Origin of the sequence: Duganella phyllosphaerae, from assembly GCF_001758785.1 — a bacterium.
GTDB classification, from domain to species: domain Bacteria; phylum Pseudomonadota; class Gammaproteobacteria; order Burkholderiales; family Burkholderiaceae_D; genus Rugamonas; species Rugamonas phyllosphaerae.
Map to the genome: position 1 here is coordinate 23,017 of NZ_LROM01000113.1, position 16,416 is coordinate 39,432.

7 protein-coding genes are annotated in these 16,416 nt (G+C 62.9%); 4 read left to right on the forward strand and 3 right to left on the reverse strand.

Features of this window, described 5'->3' with window-relative positions; genetic code table 11:
* The first annotated feature begins 105 nt into the window (after window positions 1–105).
* The 3 genes from glnE to DUPY_RS20305 all read left to right on the forward strand — a co-directional run bounded on the left by glnE (window position 106) and on the right by DUPY_RS20305 (window position 9,087).
* Complete coding sequence (gene glnE, locus DUPY_RS20295; protein WP_267875833.1) at window positions 106–2,892, forward strand: bifunctional [glutamate--ammonia ligase]-adenylyl-L-tyrosine phosphorylase/[glutamate--ammonia-ligase] adenylyltransferase; 2,787 nt, start codon at window positions 106–108, stop codon at window positions 2,890–2,892.
* Between the two features lie 230 nt (window positions 2,893–3,122).
* Window positions 3,123–6,056, forward strand: a complete 2,934-nt coding sequence (locus DUPY_RS20300; RefSeq protein WP_070250545.1) for a TonB-dependent receptor domain-containing protein — start codon at window positions 3,123–3,125, stop codon at window positions 6,054–6,056.
* 175 nt (window positions 6,057–6,231) lie between these two features.
* On the forward strand, window positions 6,232–9,087 hold the full coding sequence (locus tag DUPY_RS20305) for a TonB-dependent receptor domain-containing protein (protein ID WP_070250546.1): 2,856 nt from the start codon (window positions 6,232–6,234) through the stop codon (window positions 9,085–9,087).
* 63 nt (window positions 9,088–9,150) lie between these two features.
* Here the strand turns inward: DUPY_RS20305 and gap are convergent, their stop codons facing one another.
* Both gap and tkt read right to left on the reverse strand, forming a co-directional pair.
* Complete coding sequence (gene gap / locus DUPY_RS20310; protein WP_070250547.1) at window positions 9,151–10,161, reverse strand: type I glyceraldehyde-3-phosphate dehydrogenase; 1,011 nt, start codon at window positions 10,159–10,161, stop codon at window positions 9,151–9,153.
* A 49-nt stretch (window positions 10,162–10,210) separates the two neighbouring features.
* Window positions 10,211–12,205, reverse strand: a complete 1,995-nt coding sequence (tkt, locus tag DUPY_RS20315; protein ID WP_070250548.1) for a transketolase — start codon at window positions 12,203–12,205, stop codon at window positions 10,211–10,213.
* A gap of 144 nt (window positions 12,206–12,349) precedes the next feature.
* Here tkt and DUPY_RS20320 point away from each other — a divergent pair, with 144 nt between their 5' ends.
* On the forward strand, window positions 12,350–13,078 hold the full coding sequence (locus tag DUPY_RS20320; protein WP_070250550.1) for a 16S rRNA (uracil(1498)-N(3))-methyltransferase: 729 nt from the start codon (window positions 12,350–12,352) through the stop codon (window positions 13,076–13,078).
* 91 nt (window positions 13,079–13,169) lie between these two features.
* Here DUPY_RS20320 and DUPY_RS20325 read toward each other — a convergent pair whose 3' ends face one another.
* The gene (locus DUPY_RS20325; RefSeq protein WP_070250552.1) at window positions 13,170–16,085 is read right to left on the reverse strand and encodes a TonB-dependent receptor domain-containing protein; all 2,916 of its coding nucleotides are present in this window, start codon (window positions 16,083–16,085) and stop codon (window positions 13,170–13,172) included.
* Window positions 16,086–16,416: the final 331 nt, after the last annotated feature.

A 16,416-nucleotide genomic window follows, 5' to 3' on the forward strand; every position in this document is an offset into this window, starting at 1 on the left:
ACATCGGGTTCAAGCCGGTCGTGCTTGCAGGGATTCTACCGCATCGGGGAGACCGCACAGCGGCGGCAGGCCGCGCGAACCGGTGTTTTTACACGCATTTTCCCGATTAATTTCCAACGGAGCCATTGCCAGTCCATGATCGCCCCTACCGTTTCCCGTTTTTACCAGCGCTGGCTGGCCGCGGCACCGGACCGCGCCGCCAAGTCGGACGCCATCGCCCTGCTCAACCTGGCTGAAATCGACCTCGACGCTTACCTGGCGCAGGAAGCCGTGGCCGGTGTGGGTACCAGTGCGGAGGGTGCGCCGCCGCTGCCGCTGGTTCGCGCCATGCGGCGCCTGCGCAACCTGCTGGTGTGCGGCCTGATCCGGCGCGACCTCGAAGGCCGCGCCGACCTCGGCGAAGTGGTCGAGGCGATGACCCGCTTTGCCGACTTCGCCATCGCAAAACACGTGGCGGAAATCGACGCCGAATTGCGCGCCAACCACGGTGTGCCGATGGGCCGCGAGTCGGGCGTGCCGCAGGAACTGATGGTGCTGGCCATGGGCAAGCAAGGCGGACGCGAACTCAATGTCTCGTCCGACATCGACCTGATCTTCGTGTATCCCGAAGATGGGGACACGGCTGCCGGGCCCGGCCAGCGCGGTTTGTCCAACCACGAGTATTTCATTCGCCTGGGCAAGAAGCTGATCGCCGCGCTAGCGGAGATCACCGAAGATGGCTACACGTTCCGCGTCGATATGGCGTTGCGGCCAAACGGCGGCTCCGGCCCGCTGGCCGCCAGCCTGTCGATGGTGGAGAACTACCTGATCGTCCAGGGCCGCGAATGGGAGCGTTACGCGTGGGTGAAAGCGCGCGCCGTCACCGGCCGCGCCGAGGACATCGACGCGCTCGACGCCATCGTGCGGCCGTTCGTGTTCCGCCGCTACCTCGACTTTGGCGTGATCGACGCCATCCGCACCATGCACGCCCAGATCCGCGCCGAAGTGAACCGCCAGGAGCGCCTGCACCCGGACCGCAGCAACAACGTCAAGCTGGGCCGCGGCGGCATCCGCGAAATCGAATTCCTCACCCAGGTGTTCCAGCTGATCCGCGGTGGCCGCGACGCCGCCCTGCGCGAGCGTTCCACCCGCAGCACCTTGCGCATCGTCGCCGAAAAAGGGCTGTTGTCGCACACGATCGTCTATCAACTGCTCGCTTCCTACACGTTCCTGCGCAACCTCGAACACCGCCTTCAATACCTCGACGACGCCCAGACCCATACCCTGCCCGCCAGCGACGCCGATCGCCAGCTGGTCGCCGACATGATGGGCGCGGCCGACGTGCCGGCCCTGCTGGCGCAGCTCGAGGCGCACCGCCAGTTCGTCGCCGGCCAGTTCGACGAGATGTTTGCCGACAAGACCAGCGAGAACGAGCACCAGATCGAACTGCAATCGAGCAACGACTGCGCCGATCCCGACAATTTCGAAGCCATGGTGGCGCAATTCACCGCGCTCGGCTTCGCCGATGCGGCCGGCGCGGCCAAGCGCCTGGTGGCCACCTGGCAGGCGCCGCGCCTGCAATCGCTGCCCGAGGCGAGCCGCAACCGCCTGCAGGCGCTGATCAATACGGCGGCGCCGCTGATCGTCGCCTGCGCGCGCGAGTCCGGCGGCGACCAGCACGCCACGCTGGGCCGGCTGCTCGACTTCCTCGAGGCCATCGCCCGCCGCTCGGCCTACCTGTCGCTGCTGACCGAGTACCCGCACACGCTGGTGCGCGTGATCCGCATGGTGCATGCGAGCGGCTGGGCCGCCAAGTTCCTCAGCCAGCACCCGATCCTGCTCGACGAACTGCTCGACGACCGCGTGCGCAACGCCGTGTTCGATCCGGTCAGCCTGGCCGCCGACCTGCGTTTGCAACTCGACGCCGCCGCCGGCGACACCGAGCGGCAGATGGACATCCTGCGCGAAATCCACCACGCCCAGCTGTTCCACCTGCTGGCCCAGGACCTGGCCGGCGACCTGACCGTGGAACGGCTGGCCGACCACCTGTCGGCGCTGGCCGACACCATCGTCGATGCGTCGATCCAGGCGATCTGGCAGACCGTGGCCACGCGCCATCGCGAGGTACCGCAGTTCGCGGTAATCGCCTACGGCAAGCTGGGCGGCAAGGAGCTCGGCTACGTGTCCGACCTCGACGTGATCTTCCTGTTCGACGACACCGACCAGGACGCGCCGGCCCAGTACGCCAAGCTGGCGCAGCGCTTCATCACCTGGATGACTTCGTACACCTCGGCCGGCATCCTGTTCGACATCGACACCGCGCTGCGCCCCGACGGCGCCTCCGGCATGCTGGTCTCGAGCGTGGGTGCGTTTGAAAAATATCAGACCAGCTCGGCCTGGATCTGGGAACACCAGGCCCTCACGCGCGCGCGCTTTTGCGCCGGCGACACCGCCATCGGCCAGCGCTTCGACCAGATCCGCGACACCGTGCTGCGCAAGGAACGCCCGGCCGACAGCCCGCTGCGCACCGAAGTGGTGGCCATGCGCAAGCGCATGGTCGACGCCAAGCCCAACACCACCGCGCTGTTCGACCTCAAGCAGGACGCCGGCGGCATGATCGACATCGAGTTCATGGTGCAGTACCTGGTGCTGCAATATGCGCACACCTATCCGGAACTGACCGTCAACATGGGCAATATCGGCCTGCTGAAAATGATGGCCGGCCTCGGCCTGATCGACACCGACCTGGCGGCCGAAGTGGGCAATGCCTACCGCAAGCTGCGCAAGCTGCAGCACCAGTTGCGCTTGCAAGGGCAAGACCTGGCGCGGGTCGAGCCGGCACTGGTGGCAGACGAAGTGCGGCGCGTGCTGACCTTGTGGGAGCAGCTGTTCGGTCCGCGTATGGCGACTTGATCCCACCTGCAAACCAGCGCCGCAGCCGGGACTTTTTCCGGCTTTTTTACGCCTGTTGCAACCATTGTGGAGCTAACTCTGCTGTAAAAATAACATTGTTGCTTTTTTGAGAATCCTGGCGTGTGCTCGTTTACACAGCCGTACTCCGGTGCGAAATTAGTTGATCACGCCGGGCGGTTTGCCGCCAGCGGCCACCGCCAGGCGGTGTCAACCACTCACGAGGAGTCGCAATGTTCACAGAGAAAAAGCTGTACCGTTTGCTTCGATTCATCCCCTGCGGCGCTGCCCTGGCGCTGCCGCTGATTCATGCCCATGCGCAGGACCAGCCTGCCCCGGCCGGACCGGTGCAGCAGGTGCTCGTCACCGGCTCGCGCATCGCCTCGCCCGGCGCCGAATCGCCGTCGCCGCTGCAAGTGCTGGGCGCGGCCGACATTGCCGCATCGGGCGCCACCAACCTGCAGGAGCTGCTGCAAAAAAATCCCACCATGGGCACGCCGGCGCTCAGCCGCACCAACTCCAACTTCCTCACCTCGGGCGGCGGCGTCACCACCGTCAACCTGCGCAACATGGGCGACTCGCGCACGCTGGTGCTGGTCAACGGCCGCCGTTTCGTTTCCGGCGTGCCCGGCGACACGGCGGTCGATCTCAACACCATCCCCACCGACTTCATCGAGCGGGTCGAACTGCTCACCGGCGGCGCTTCGGCCACGTACGGGTCCGACGCCGTGGCCGGCGTGGTCAACATCATCCTCAAGCGCAATTTCGAGGGACTGGTGATCGACGCCCAGGCCGGCCAGAGCCACGAGAGCGACGACGACAAACGCAAGCTGTCGATCACCTTCGGCACCACCAGCGCCGACGGCGCCAGCAACCTGATGGGCCACTTCGGCTATACCAGGCAGGGCGCGGTGTACTCGCGCGACCGGCCGTTCGCGGCGGTGGACCAGACCTCGGCCATTACCCGCGGCCGGCCCGACCTCGCCTTCACGCCGATTCGCCCCTACTACTCCGGCTTTGCACCGGCCGGCCGTTTCATCGGCGACGGCGACACCGATTTTACCTACGACGCCAATGGCAACGTCATCCCCTGGGACACCAACGGCGAGAACGGCCCGGCCACCGGCTACAACCGCTCGGCGCTGCGCGCCATTGCCGTGCCCACCGAGCGCTACCTGTTTGCCCTCAACGGCACCCGCGCCCTGAACGAAAACCTCAGCGCCTTCTTCGAGGGCACGTATGCCGCCACCAAGACCACCACCAATATCGAGTCGTTCCCGCTCGGCGCGGACGACGTGTTCAAGGGCAGCGGCCAGGTGCCGGCCGGGGCGCTGGTCAACGGCGCGCTGGTGAAAAATCCGCTGGTGCCGCAGTACCTGTGGGACCGCATCAGCGACAACGACGGCGACGGCATTCCCGATTACTACTTCCAGCGCCGCCTGTCCGAGTTCGGTCCGCGCCGCGCCCAGGCCGACCGCGACACCTTCCGCCTGGCCACCGGCCTCAAGGGCAATGTCCGGGACTGGAACTACGAGGCGTTCGTCAGCTACGGCCGCACCAAGGAAGCGCAAAACTCCACCGGCCAGGTCAACGTGCCCAACCTGCGCTACGCGCTCGACGCCGTCCCTGGCGCCAACGGCGCACCGGTGTGCCGCGATGTCAACGCGGTGGCCGAGGGCTGCGTGCCGATCAACATTTTCGGCCTCAACACCATCACGCCAGACGCGCTCAAGTACGTCACCGCGCCCGGTTCGCTGCTCACGTCGGTCACCCAGAAACTGGCCGGCGCCTCGGTCAACGGCGAGTTGTGGCAACTGCCGGCCGGCAGAATCGGCCTGGCGGCCGGCTTCGAGTGGCGCAGCGAAGAATCGGAAGCGGTGCCCGATCCACTGACCCAGGCGGGTCTGAACGCCGGCAACGCCACGCCGCCCACCTACGGCAAGTACCAGGTGCGCGAGGTATTCGTTGAAACCCGGGTGCCGCTGCTCAAGGACCGGCCGTTTGCGCGCGACCTGTCGCTGCTGGCCACGTTCCGCCACGGCGACTACTCCACCGTGGGCAGCACCAACAGCTGGAACGCGGGCGGCGAATGGACGGTGACGCCCGACATCAAGTTGCGCGCCACCCGCGCCCAGTCCACCCGCGCGCCCAATATCAACGAGTTGTACCAGTCACCCACGCAGGACTTCCCCACCGGCCTGGTCGACCCGTGCGAAGGCGTCACTGCCGGCATGACCTCGCCACTGGCGGTCAACTGCATGGCCGCGCCCGGCGTGCAGGCCAACATGGCTGCCAATGGCGGCGTATTCACCTTGCAGCAGGCCGACCGCCAGGGCATCAGCGGCTACAACTCGGGCAACCCTGACCTGAAAGCGGAAAAAGGCCGCTCCACCACCGTCGGCCTGGTGCTTACACCGCGCTCGATCCCGGCACTGGCCGGTACTACCTTCACCGTCGATTACTTCAAGATCGACATTGCCGACGCCATCGTCTCCACTGAGCGCCAGTACGCGCTGGACCAGTGCTACAACGCCGGCAACCCGGTATTCTGCTCGTTCGTCACGCGCCGCCCGGTGGCCGTGGGCAACCTGGCGGCCGGTTCGATCGAGTACAGCGACACGGCGGTCACCAATAGCGGCGGCCTTGGCACCGAGGGCATCGACCTCACCGCCGCGTGGGCCGGGCGCGTGGGTCCGGGCCGGCTGAGCACGCGGCTGGCCTATACCCGTCTGCGCGAACTGTGGACCCAGGCCACGCCCGGCCCCGAAGACCAGCGCAACAACGATGTCGGCGAAGTCACGTCAAGCCAGGTCAATGCGCCGCGCAACAAGGCCGTACTGAACGCTGCCTACAAGTGGGGCGACTTTGGCCTGAACTGGAGCGCCACCTACAACGGCCCGGTCGCGCTCGACGACCAGTTCCTCAAGAGCCTGGACATCGCACCCGGCGCAGTCAAGATCGGTTCGCGCACCTACAACGATTTCCAGTTCACCTACGACCTGCGCAAGTCGGTGCAGTTCTACCTGGGCCTGGACAACGCCTTCAACGCCAAGCCGCCGCCAATCATCAGCGGCCTGCCCGGCAACACCACCGGCGCCGAAACCGATGCGTCCACCTACGACCCGATCGGACGGCGTTACTACCTGGGCTTGCGGGTCAGCTTGTAGGCACTGGTTTGGTGCATAAAAACAACGATTGCCGTTAGAACATTACAGTTAGGAAAGGAAATAGTGTTGTATTTGCATGACTTTTCATTCAACTAATCGCGGCGCTCCTATACTAAAAATGCACTGCACGGACAACACTTGCAGGCATCCTAAAAAAACATACCCGGGAGTTGCAATGAAGAAGATTGCTTTAAAAGCCGGCGTGACTGCAGTTGCGCTCACGCTGGCCTCGTCTCACGTCGTCGCGCAGGAAGACAGCGCCAGGTCCATGGAAAAGGTCGTCATCACTGGTTCCAACATCAAGCGTCTCGACGTCGAGACGGCAACCCCGGTCGAGATCCTGCGCCGTGAAGATATCACCCGGCTTGGCGTCAATTCAGTGAAGGAAGCGTTGGAAACGCTGACCTCCTCCACCGGCGCGTTGTCCGACATCGGCGGCTCCAACTCATTCGCCAGCGGCGCTTCGGCCGTTTCGCTGCGCAATCTCGGCAAGCAGTCGACCCTGGTCCTGCTCAACTCGCGCCGCGTGGCGCCGTATGCGTTGGCCGACTACAACGAAGTCTTCACCAATCTCGATTCGCTGCCGATCGACGCCATTGAACGTATCGAAGTGCTGCGCAACGGCGGCTCGTCGATCTACGGTTCCGACGCCGTGGCCGGCGTCATCAACATCATCACCCGCTCCGACTTCCAGGGCGTGCAGGCCAGCGCCAGCTATGACCAGTCGGTCAAAAATGAACAATTCAAGACCAAGAAAGCCAGCATCACGGCAGGCTTCGGCGACTGGGTCAACGACAAATACAATGTGCTGGCCAACGTCGAAGTCTTCAAGCGCGGCGAAGTGCTGTGGCGCGACGTGGTGGACGATATCAACCCTGGCTATGGCAAGCAGTTCTCGGCGGTGGCCCCGGGCAGCGGCCTGATGTTCGGCAACCTTGGTGCGCCGTCCACGTATTCCTATCCGGGCAACCTGATCGGCCAGGGTGCGGTGCCCGGCTGCGCCACGGTCAACTCCGCCGGCCTGTGTGTGTATGACCGTTTCAGCCGCTTCGAGGCTGTGCCAAAGGCGGATCGGGTCAATGGTCTGCTGTCCGCCAAATTCGACCTGGGCGGCGGCACCGAAGCATTTGGCGAGGCGCTTTACTCGCACACCAAGACCAGCTACACCAGTGCGTTCAATACCTATGGCTCGACCAATCCCAATGCGATCTGGGGCGACCCGCGCACCGGTGGGGGCAAGAGCTTCATTTACCAGTATCTGCCAGCTACGCATCCGCTCAACACCACCGGCGAAGACGTCGAATTCCGTTACCGTTTTGCCGATGCACCGTCGTACCAGGACGCTACCAGCGACCAGTACCGCGTGCTGGGCGGTGTCAAGGGCAACTGGCGTAGTTTCGACTGGGAGTCTGCAGCGGGCGTAATGGGCAGCAAAACCAAGTTGCGCAGCGCTGGCGCGATCAGCGACAGCGGCTTCAAGCAGCAGGTCGGCGACTACAACAACTTCGACCCAGACACCTTCAGCGTACGCGATCCGAATTTCTTCAACCGTGGCTACCAGATCGGCAAGGTCAACAGCCCGGAAGTGCTGAACTCGCTGTTCCCGGTCAACGGCTATGACGGCAAGATCACCCAGTACTTTGTCGATGCCAAGCTCACCGGCGAAGTGGGCAAGATCGCCGATCGCGCCATCAACATTGCTGCGGGCGCGGAACTGCGTCATGAAAAATTCAAGATCATGCCGACCGACAATCTGCTGCAAGGCGATATCGTCGGCTACGGCTCGGCCACGGCCAACGCCTCGCGTAGCACCCAGGCTGCGTTTGCCGAAGTAAGCTTGCCCGTGACGTCCACGCTCGATGTCACCGCCGCAGCGCGCATCGACAAATTCCCCGGCTTCAAGGCGCACACGTCGCCCAAGCTGGCAGCGATCTGGAAGGCAACGCCAGCGTTCGCACTGCGCGGCACGCTGGAATCGGGCTTCCGCGCGCCCAACCTGACCGAAAGTGCGCAGTCGAGCAAATTCGCCTTCGACAACGGCGTCGTCGATCTGAAGCGCTGTCCGCAGGCCCGCGCCCTGGCCGATGCCTTGCGTGCCCAATCCGACGCGCTGCCCGACAGCGATCCCAACAAAGCTTTGGGGCTGGCGCGCGCCGATACGGTCGAGGGTAACGAATGTGCCGCCGGCGTGCCCAGCGTCGTGCGCAACAACCCCAACCTGAAGCCCGAAACCACCCACATGGGCACGGTCGGTTTCGTAATCGAGCCGGTCAAGAACACCAATTTCTCGCTCGACTACTGGCGTATCGAGCGCAAGGACGAAATCGGCATCAAGACTACCGCCGAACTGCTGGCAGCGGAAGCCGATCAGGCGCCAGGTACGATCGGGCGCGCCGACCTGAGTGCCGACAAGACCTTCACCGCTGCCGAACGGCAAACCTATGGCGTGACTGCTGGCGCCCTGACGTCCACCAACGGCTCATTCCTGAACGTTGCCCGCACCAAGACCAGCGGCGTGGACGTCTCGGCCAACACGCGCTTCAACACCGGTATCGGCCGCCTCGACCTGGGCGCGAACGCCACCTACCTGCTTGAATTGAAAAACTTCAGCAGCTCGCTCAATCGCTACGGCGATAACCTGGCCGGCCGTTATGGCTATTCCAAAACCGTTGCCAACGTGACGGCCGCGCTCAAGACGGGCGACTTCAGCAACAGCCTGCGCCTGATTTACCAGAGCAAGACCGCGCTCAACGGCGATTACTTCGACGAGACTTACACCGCTGCGGGGTGCGCCGACCTCGGCTGGTCGGCCGACGAGTGCCGCATCAAGGCCTATGGCCGCCTGGACTGGAACGTCAGTTACACCGGCGTGCGCGACCTCACCGTCAGCATGTTCGTCCGCAATATCACCAACCGCCGGCCGCCGCTGGACTTGCGTGACTTCGACTCCGCAGGCGGCGTGATTCCTCAAAACACCGCCGATGTTACCGGCCGCTCGGTCCGCATTACCGCCGAGTACAAGTTCCGCTAACCCGGCTCAGTTTTGGCAGGCGTAAAAAAACCCGGCAAGCCGGGTTTTTTTACGTGCAACGAATTACTTGGCGTTCATCAGCGCGACGGTGGTGTCGAGCATGCGGTTCGAGAAGCCCCACTCGTTGTCGTACCACGACGAGACTTTTACCAGGCGGCCCGAGACCTTGGTCAGGGTCGAATCGAAGTTCGACGACGCCGGGTTGTGGTTGAAGTCGATCGACACCAGTGGTTCGGTCTGGTAGGTCAGCACTTCTTTCAGCGCGCCTTCGGCAGCCGCTTTCATCAGTGCGTTGACTTCGTCAACGGTGGTGTCGCGCTTGGCGATGAAGGTGAGGTCCACCAGCGAGACGTTGATGGTCGGAACGCGGATCGCGAAACCATCGAGCTTGCCGTTCAGTTCCGGCAGCACCAGGCCAACCGCAGCGGCAGCGCCGGTCTTGGTCGGGATCATGCTCATGGTGGCCGAACGGGCGCGGCGCAGGTCTTCGTGCATCACGTCCGACAGTACCTGGTCGTTGGTGTAAGCGTGCACGGTGGTCATCAGGCCGGTTTCCACGCCGATGGCGTCGTTCAGTGGCTTGACCAGCGGCGCCAGGCAGTTGGTGGTGCACGAAGCGTTCGAGATCACGGTGTCGGTGGACTTGAGCACGTCCTGGTTCACGCCGTACACGATGGTGGCGTCAACGTCCTTGCCGCCTGGTGCCGAGATGATGACTTTCTTGGCGCCGCCCTTCAGGTGGGCCGAAGCTTTTTCCTTGGTGGTGAAGAAGCCGGTGCACTCGAGTACCACGTCCACGCCCAGGTCGCCCCATGGGATTTCTGCCGGGTTACGCTGCGCGAACACGCGAATCACGTCGCCGTTCACGATCATGTTGTCGCCGTCCACTTCCACGGTGCCAGGGAACTTGCCATGCGCGGTGTCGTAGCGGGTCAGGTGGGCGTTCGACTTGGCGTCGCCCAGGTCGTTGATCGCAACGATCTGGATGTCCTGCTTTTTACCGCCTTCGTAGAAAGCGCGCAGTACATTGCGGCCGATGCGGCCGTAGCCGTTAATTGCAACTTTGATCGTCATACTCTGCTCCTGATTAGAAAAAATTTTGTACTAAACAAGCAATTATAGATTAAGCAATGACCAGTTTGGCTTTCGCGACAACATTTTCCACGGTGAAGCCGAAGTGCTTGAACAGCACGCTCGCTGGCGCGGACTCGCCAAAACTGTCGATACCGACCACGGCGCCTTCCAGGCCCACGTACTTGTACCAGAAATCGGTGACGCCGGCTTCGATCGCCACGCGTGGCACGCCCTTGGTCAATACGCTGGCTTTGTACGCTGCGTCCTGGCGGTCGAATACGTCGGTCGACGGCATCGACACCACGCGTGCAGCGATGCCTTCAGCGTTCAGCGCGGAGGCGGCAGCCACGGCCAGTTCCACTTCGGAACCGGTGGCGATCAGGGTGACCTTGGCGTCGATCACTTCCTGCAGCACGTAGCCGCCCCGGGCAATCGCCGCCACGGTTTCGGGCTTGCGCTCCTGGTACGGCAGGTTCTGGCGCGAGAAGATCAGGGTCGATGGACCGTTCTTGCGCTTGACCGCCTCGCCCCACGCCACCATCGATTCGGTGGTGTCGCATGGACGCCAGTTGTCCAGATTCGGAATCAGGCGCATCGACGAGATGTGCTCGACCGACTGGTGGGTAGGACCGTCTTCACCGAGGCCGATCGAGTCGTGGGTGAACACGAACAGCGAACGCTGTTTCATCAGCGCGGCCATGCGCAGTGCATTGCGGCTGTAATCGGAGAAGGTCAGGAACGTCGCGCCGAACGGGATGTAACCGCCGTGCAGGGCCACGCCGTTCATGATGGCAGCCATGCCGAACTCGCGCACGCCGTAGTTGACGTGGTTGCCCGGCTTGCCCGAACGCACGGCCACCGACTCTTTCCAGTTGGTCAGGTTCGAGCTGGTCAGGTCGGCCGAACCGCCCAAAAATTCCGGCAGCACCGGCGCCAGCGCCTGGATGGCGTTCTGGCTGGCCTTGCGGGTGGCGATGGTTTCTTTTTTCTCGACGGTGGCGGCAATCGCAGCAGCCAGGGTCGATTCGAACGCGGCTGGCAGGTCGCCGGCCATGCGGCGCGTCAGTTCGGCAGCTTCGGCCGGGAACTGGGCGCTATAGTCGTTGAACAGCTTGGTCCAGGCGGCTTCCTGCGCGGCGCCCGCTTCTTTGGCGTCCCACGCGGTGTACACGTCGGCCGGGATCTCGAACGGCGCGGCGGACCAGCCGAGGTACTCGCGCACATTGGCCACTTCCTTGTCGCCGAGCGCCGCGCCGTGCACCTTGTCGCCGCCTTGCAGGTTGGGCGAGCCCTTGCCGATCACGGTCTTGCAGCAGACCAGGGTCGGCTTGGTGGCGGTCTTGGCAGCGGCAATCGCGGCCGAAACGGCAGCCACGTCATGGCCGTCCACGTCGCGGATCACGTTCCAGCCATAAGCTTCGAAACGGGCCGGGGTGTCGTCGGTGAACCAGCCTTCCACTTTACCGTCGATCGAGATACCGTTGTCGTCGTACAGGGCGATCAGCTTGGACAGGCCCAGGGTGCCGGCCAGCGCGCACACTTCGTGCGAAATACCTTCCATCAGGCAGCCGTCGCCGAGGAATGCATAGGTGTAATGGTCGACGACTTCCAGGCCCGGCTTGTTGAATTCGCTTGCAAGCAGCCATTCGGCCAGCGCCATGCCGACCGCGTTGGCCAGGCCCTGGCCCAGCGGACCGGTGGTGGTTTCCACGCCGGGCGTGATATCGACTTCGGGGTGGCCCGGGGTTTTCGAATGCATCTGGCGGAAATCGCGGATGTCATCCATGGTCACGGCATAACCGGACAGGTGCAGCAGCGCGTAGTGCAGCATCGAGCCGTGGCCATTGGACAACAGGAAACGGTCGCGATTGACCCATTTCGGATTGGCCGGGTTGTGGCTGTAATGCCCACTCCACAGCGCAACAGCGATCTCTGCCATGCCCATCGGCATGCCTGGGTGGCCGGAGTTGGCCTTCTGGACGGCGTCCATTGCCAGCGCGCGGATCGCGTTGGCCATCTTGGTGGTGGGGAGCGTAGAAGTCATCGTAGGTCAATCGCGAAAGTATGAAAACTGAGTGCAAGGTGTGCACTAACCAGACGCGCACGACGCTTGCTGAGCCCATTATTTTACCAGACGATGACACCCACCATTTAAAATTGCGCTTTTATCCCACTCCCGACGGTTGCCATGCCCCGCTTCTTTTGCCCCCAGCCACTGGCCATCGGCCAGATTGTTTCCCTGCCCGACGCCGTGGCCCACCATGTGCAGGTGCTGCGCCTGGCCCAGGGCGACCTGGTCACCCTGTTCAACGGCGAAGGCGGCGAATATACGGCCGCGCTGACCGAGCTGGGGCGTCGCAGCGCCAGCGCCGAAGTGCGCGGCCATGCGCCGCGCGAGGCCGAGCTGCCGTTCGCGCTGACCCTGGTCCAGGGCGTGCCGGAAGGCAGCAAGATGGACTGGATCGTGGAAAAGGCGGTGGAACTGGGTGTCACGGCCATCGTCCCGCTGACGGCGCGCCGCTCGGTGGTGCGGCTGTCCGGCGAGCGGGCGGAAAAGCGCCTGGCGCACTGGCAGGGCGTGGTGGTGAGCGCGTCCGAGCAATGCGGACGCAACCGGCTGGCCACGGTGGCGCCGGTGCAGGAGTTCAACCGCTGGCTGGCGGCGCCCGCCAACGGCGCACGGCGTATCCTGCTCAGTCCGCGCGCGGAGCAATCGCTGGCACAGTGGGCGCGCGACACGCCGCCACGCGCCGTGGATTTGCTGGTGGGCCCGGAAGGCGGCTACAGCGACGAAGAGGAAGCGGCGGCAATCGCCGCCGGGGCCGTATCGCTGTCGATGGGCCCGCGCGTGCTTCGCACCGAAACGGCAGGACTGGCGGCGCTGGCGATCCTGGCGGCCGCCTGGGGCGGCATGTAATTTCCGCCGCGCCCAATAAAAAAAGGGCAGGATGACGACGTCATCCTGCCCTTTTTACGTGGGCGGCATCGCTGCCGCCCCGTGCCTTCTATTAGAAGGTGTAGCCCAGACCCAGGCTGAAGAAGCGGCCAACAGCACCTGCCTGGTGCAGCGAAGCATTGTAGGCGGTCTGTACACCCGAGTTGCCGTAGGTGCCGACGTCGATCGGCGGCGCCTTGTCGAACACGTTCAGGATCGTGCCTTTCAGGGTCAGGTTCGGCGTGACCTTGTATTGCAGGTTCAGGTTGGTCGTGGTGAACGAAGCAACGCGGCAGTAGCTGGCAGGCTGGCCCCCATCGATGCTGGCGAAGTAGTTACGGCCGCCAACATCGGTACCGGTCGATGCGCAATTGGTGCCGCCCACGGATGGGTCAAGCGACGAGAACGAGCTGGTGTAGTTGACACTGGTGGTGACATCCAGCGGACCACGGGCCCAGGTCAGCGAGAACTGCGCGCGATTTTTCGGATTGCCGGTAGCACCGCCAACGCCCGACGGACCTTGCGTGCCAGCCAGCTGGTAGCTGACGCCATTGACGCTCTGGGTGTAGTCGAACGTGTGCGCAGCACTCAGGTCGGTACGCAGGGAACCCATGCCGTCTGGCAGGTTAAAGCGGTAGTTGATGGCCGCTTCGATACCGCTGGTGGTAGTTTTACCGGCATTGATATAACCCGACGTGGCATACAGTGCCGGGCCGACTGGCGACAGTACCGATGCGATCGAGCCGTCAGCTTGCACGGTGTCCATCTGGACCGGTGCGCCACGAACGAAAGATGGCACATAGTTAGGATCGCTGGTAGCAGCGCTGACGATCTGGTTGCTCAGTTCAATCTTGTAGTAATCGAACGTGATGCCCAAGCCCTGGATCGGTGCCAGCACGATGCCCAGGTCATACGACTTGGATTTTTCCGGCGACAGGTCTTTACTGGTCTGTTGCACGAAGACCGGGGTAAATTTGCAATAGATCGGTACGCTGCCTGGTGCCGTGATATTGCCGGTTGGGCACAGGACAGGATCGCTGATTGCATTGTACGAGAAGAACGAACCTGCGCTGCCCGATTCCGCCGGGTTCGGTGCACGGAAGCCGCGTGCGAAGTTACCGCGCAGGGCGAACTGCTTCGATGGCGTCCACTTGAAGTTGGCAGCCGGGGTGAACGAGTGACCGTAGGTGTCGAAGCGGTCATAACGACCGGAGATGCTGGTTTCGACGTTCTTGATCAGGGTCGCTTGCAACTCAGCAAATGCTGCGGTATTGGTTTCCGATCCGAACACGAACGGCGAGGTACTGGCGACCTGACCGTTGGCGGTCAGGGCCGACGGTGGCGCATCCCATTCACGTTTGTGCCAGTGCAGACCGGCTGCGAAGATCAGCGGACCGGCGCCGAGCTGGGTCAGCTCGCGGCTGGCAGTCGCGTCGGCGTAGTTGAGCTTGGACGTGTTGGTGTTCGAGAAGCGTGGCGAGATGGTGTCGGTCAGCGCTTGCGAGTTACCGCCCAGCACGTTGAACGTACCGCTGCGCAGCGAGTTGTACAGTGCATTGCGGTCGATGTAACCGCTGTAGTCGATCTCGACTTTCGATTCAGTCAGACCACCGGCCAGGCGCATGTCCCAACCGTATGCCGTACCGTTCAGATCCAGCGCCAGGCGGGTAGCCGTGGCGGTGTTGTCCGAGGTGCTGGCTGCGGCCGTGCCTGGTACGTAACCGTACAGACGTGCGGTACCCGGCAGATTATTGGTGATGCCTGCGCCCACAGCCGAACCGGCAGGGAACGTAGTGGCGCCAAGGGCCCCCACGCGAGGGGTCAGGGTGCCGTCCGGGCTCAGCGCAGTGTTACCCGCAAAGCTGGTGGGAGAGAACACTGGTGGCACGCCGCGGTTGTTGGAGCTTTCACGACGGAAATACGAGCCCTTGACGCCCATTTCCCAGTCGCCAGCGAGCTTCTTGGTAAAGCCGGCCAGCACGTTGACGTTTTCGGTTTTTGGCTGGATGAACGACGAATTGTCGGCCACTGCGCACTGCCCTGCACGGTACCTGGTGAAATCGCAGTTCGAATTCAGGAATTGGTAGTTGACAGGGTTATCGGTAGCGCTGTACGGCTGATTGGTCGCAGGATTGGTACCTGGCAAGGCCGGTCCCGACGGATTGAACAGGTACGGCGTGTTAGCCTGCGTCAACATGTTATTCAACGACGTCGGCACGCCCAGGGTCAGGTTGTTACCGCCACGGGCGGTCCAGTCGCGGTCATTCCAGTCATTGCCCAGACGGTCGGAAATCTTGATACCGCCTTGACGGCGATATTCTGCGGTCACGAAGGCGTTGTAACCGTCGGCATCGAGGTCACCAAAGCCGGTCGAGAACGACGCGCGCTTGGTGGTGCCGCCGCCGTGCTGGGTGGTGCCGCCTTCAGCAGACAGGCGCGTACCGTTGTAGCTCTTTTTCAATTTGATGTTGACCACGCCGGCCACAGCATCCGAGCCGTACAGCGACGATGCGCCAGCTTTCAGGACTTCGATGCTTTCAATGGCATCGAATGGAATGTTCGAGACGTCGACGAACGAGCGCTGGGCATCGTCACCGATCGCGTAAGGGGCCACGCGGTGGCCGTCGAGCAGTACCAGGGTCGCACCGACGCTCAGGCCGCGCAGCGAAATGCCCGAAGCGCCGTTGGCAAACGCGCCGGAAAAGCCGGTGCCCAGGGTACCAGCGCCGTTGGAAGCCAGATCGCTGAGCAGTTCAGCAACCGAGGTTTTACCGCTGCGCTGGATATCAGCGGCGGTGATCACTTGGACCGGCGTTGCGGTTTCGGTATCGGTGCGGCTAATCAGCGAACCGGTCACAACGACGCGTTGTACGGGCTCGGTGCCGCTGGCCTGCTGGGCCATCGCTGGAGTGAGTGCTGCAACGGAGAATGCGCCGCTTGCAATCACTTGCAAGATCGCGACAGGCATAGGTTTGATACGCAACTTCATGAAAAAAACTCCTTCTGGGTGTGTATCTGAATTTTTTTATGGATCCGCCGGGTAAGGTGATCCTGATCAGTGTGTCAACAATTACAAATGTGACTCAACGGTTACATAAAACCATGCCGGCTTGAATCATGTCAATTCAACTGCATGTAGATATCACCGTAAAACAACACATTAATTTTTCTAATATTATTTTTCGCCATAGCTTATTCGGAAACGGTGCGCAAACCTCCCACTTTAGTGCGGGGCCGCCCATTTTTGGTGCAACAACATTTTTACGGCGGCGCAACAACACTATTCGAATGCCCGGTACGCAAACCGGTCAGCGCCACTG

What these genes read in the sequence shown, in the direction of transcription:
- DUPY_RS20300 (WP_070250545.1), top strand. Translation starts at nt 3,123, where the DNA reads ATGTTCACAGAGAAAAAGCTGTACCGTTTGCTTCGATTCATCCCCTGC.
- DUPY_RS20305 (WP_070250546.1), top strand. Translation starts at nt 6,232, where the DNA reads ATGAAGAAGATTGCTTTAAAAGCCGGCGTGACTGCAGTTGCGCTCACG.
- gap (WP_070250547.1), bottom strand. Translation starts at nt 10,161, where the DNA reads ATGACGATCAAAGTTGCAATTAACGGCTACGGCCGCATCGGCCGCAAT.
- tkt (WP_070250548.1), bottom strand. Translation starts at nt 12,205, where the DNA reads ATGACTTCTACGCTCCCCACCACCAAGATGGCCAACGCGATCCGCGCG.
- DUPY_RS20320 (WP_070250550.1), top strand. Translation starts at nt 12,350, where the DNA reads ATGCCCCGCTTCTTTTGCCCCCAGCCACTGGCCATCGGCCAGATTGTT.
- DUPY_RS20325 (WP_070250552.1), bottom strand. Translation starts at nt 16,085, where the DNA reads ATGAAGTTGCGTATCAAACCTATGCCTGTCGCGATCTTGCAAGTGATT.